This is a genomic window from Paraburkholderia kirstenboschensis (assembly GCF_904848585.1).
In the GTDB taxonomy this organism is placed as follows: domain Bacteria; phylum Pseudomonadota; class Gammaproteobacteria; order Burkholderiales; family Burkholderiaceae; genus Paraburkholderia; species Paraburkholderia kirstenboschensis.
The window spans coordinates 1-2,567 of sequence record NZ_CAJHCR010000057.1 but is presented as its reverse complement, the minus strand read 5'-3'; the positions used below and the strand labels follow the sequence as shown (position 1 = coordinate 2,567).

The window sequence follows — 2,567 nt, the reverse complement described above, 5'->3', positions numbered from 1 at the left end:
CGGGTTGCCAGCACAAAGCGCCTGCCCCGCCATGGATGGAACGGGTGGGTGACCTCGATCTCTACACGCGCTTGAGCGCCTGTACGATCTGCATTCGTGGACTTACGGGAAGGCGAAGGTCGAAGTCGGCGTGCAGATCGTGGAGCGCTGGATTCTTGCGCGGCTGCGCAATCATCGCTTCTTCAGCCTCGGCGAACTGAACCGGGAGATCGGCAAGCTCATCACCGATCTGAACCAACGCCCATTCAGCAAGCTTGAGGGCAACCGCCGTCAATGGTTCGAACGGCTGGACCAGCCGGCGCTGCGCGCACTGCCAGCCCGTCGGTATGAGATCGCCACGTTCCAGAAGTGCCGCGTCAACATCGATTACCACGTCGAGGTCGACCATCACTATTACAGCGTGCCGCATAACCTGGTTCGTCAGGAAGTCTATGCGCGCATAACCCGCCATGGCGTCGAAGTTCTGCATGGTGGCAAACGCGTCGCCGCACACGCGCGCAGTCGCCTCAAGGGCAAGCACACCACGCTGCCTGAGCACATGCCGGCGGCCCATCGTGCCCACATGGAATGGACGCCCGGTCGCCTTCTGAACTGGGGAGCCTCGATCGGTCCCGGCGCCGAGACCGTCGTCAATCACCTGCTGACCAACCGGCCGCATCCCGAGATGGGTTACCGGGCCTGCCTGGGGCTGCTGGGGCTCGCTCGCAAGTATGGCAAGGATCGCCTCGAGGCAGCCTGCCAGCGCGCGCTCGTGATTGGTTCGCCGACGCGCCGCTCCGTGCTGTCGATCCTCGAATCGGGTCTGGACCGGCAGCCGACGCTCCCGTTACAGCTCACCTCATGGCAATCCCCGGAGCACGAGAACGTGCGCGGTCCCGACTATTACCACTGACCTCAGGAGGTCACGATGTTGACGCAGCAAACCCTCTCCCAGCTCAAAGCCCTCAAGCTCGACGGCATGGCCCGCGCGTTCGAGGAGCAGGTCTCACTTACCGCCAGTTCGAGCCTCTCATTCGAGGAGCGCTTTGGCATCGTCGTCGACCGGAACTCGCGTGGCGCGACACGCGACGGCTCGAACGCCTGATGAAAGCCGCAAAACTGAAGAACCCACAGGCCTGCATCGAGGACATTGAATACCGCCAGAGTCGTGGGCTCGATCAGCGGATCGTCGCCACGCTCGCCGGCTGCGACTGGATTCGCAATGCCCAGAACGTCATATTGAGCGGTCCGACCGGCGCCGGGAAGACGTGGGTCGCCTGCGCGTTTGCACAGCAGGCCTGCCGGCAGGGCTTCTCAGTACTCTATGTCCGCGTTGCCCGGTTGTTCGAGGAACTGAAAATTGCGCACGGCGACGGCAGCTTCACCCGTCGACTGGCTCAGCTTGCGAAGATGGACGTCCTGCTGCTGGACTTATGTGCAGCGCGCGGTTATGTGGAGATATCGTGCAGCAAGGCAAACCCGCCTGGTTTGAGCATGCCTCGACTGCACATAACAGGTCAGAGTCTGCGCAGCCAGCCAACCAGGTCAGCACCGTTCAAGATGAATGCTCCACCTCGTGGAGGCGCGAGGATTTCCGGGAACACCTGCGCGAGTGCCTGACGTTTGAGATCGATATCGGCACGCGCATAGCGCATCGTGGTATTCAGGCTCGCGTGGCCGAGCCACTGGCTGATAGTCGCGAAGTCTACGCCAGCCTTCAGCAACTGAATTGCGGTGGTATGCCTAAGCGAATGCGGGTGGATTTCCTTGTGCGCAAGGGTTGGATTCCGGGTGCTCGCGATGAGCATGTATTTGCGCAGCAGATAACGCACGCCACATCGGCTCATCTGAGTACCGCGGCAATTAACGAAGACAGGCAGTTCGGCCGAGCCTTGAGCGACCAAGGGACGAGTGCGAATAAGTTCGCGCAGAAGCTGCGCAGTACGCGGCCAGATCGGACACACTCTCACCTTGTTCCCTTTGCCACGCAGCCGGACCTGCGGCGGTGGGTCGAGCCGCAGGTCACAGATCCGCAAATTGAGGATCTCCTGCACACGAGCTCCAGTGTTGAACATCAGCGCAAACAGTGCAAAGTCGCGTTGCCCCGCTGGACGACTCTGGTCGATGGTGGTCAGCAGTGTATCGATCTCAGCCGTTTCCAGATATTCGATCGGTGCCTCCCGCGCTCCCCGCTTAAACGGTATCCCGAGTACCTGCTGAAACGGTGCCAGATGTTCGGGATGCTCGGCAATCACGAAACGCGCGAATGCATGAATGGCGGCGAGCCGAGCGTTGCGCGTCGCAATGCTGTTGCCGCGCTCGGACTCAAGGAATTTGAGGAATCGCTTTACGTGATCGGCATTCAGATCGCTCAGATCCAGGGCTTCGATGGGGCGCCGGCTCTCGCGCGCGGTGAACCGCAGCAGCAAGACGACGGCATCACGGTAGCTCCGTATCGTGTGCACACTGACGCCGCGCAGTGTGGGCAGATAGTCCTGGAAGAAGCGCAGCAGACATCGGCCGAGCTCTGTCGGTTTGCGCGGTTTCATGGCTTCCTCCCGCCGAGCACGTGGCCCAGATGCTTCTCG

General features: G+C 61.4%; 1 protein-coding gene and 2 pseudogenes. 2 read left to right on the top strand and 1 reads right to left on the bottom strand.

Annotated features, from left to right (window positions below):
* Nucleotides 1-109: 109 nt before the first annotated feature.
* Both JMY24_RS37850 and JMY24_RS37845 read left to right on the top strand, forming a co-directional pair.
* Nucleotides 110-892 (top strand): annotated as a pseudogene (locus tag JMY24_RS37850) (Mu transposase domain-containing protein); the annotation flags it as partial.
* 15 nt (nucleotides 893-907) lie between these two features.
* Nucleotides 908-1,410 (top strand): annotated as a pseudogene (locus JMY24_RS37845) (ATP-binding protein); the annotation flags it as partial.
* A gap of 86 nt (nucleotides 1,411-1,496) precedes the next feature.
* On the opposite strand, the gene JMY24_RS37840 reads toward JMY24_RS37845, so the two are convergent.
* Nucleotides 1,497-2,528, bottom strand: a complete 1,032-nt coding sequence (locus JMY24_RS37840; protein ID WP_201704100.1) for a tyrosine-type recombinase/integrase — start codon at nucleotides 2,526-2,528, stop codon at nucleotides 1,497-1,499.
* Nucleotides 2,529-2,567 lie beyond the last annotated feature (39 nt).

Coding starts and splice junctions, on each gene's coding strand:
- JMY24_RS37840 (WP_201704100.1), bottom strand. CDS start 2,528: ATGAAACCGCGCAAACCGACAGAGCTCGGCCGATGTCTGCTGCGCTTC.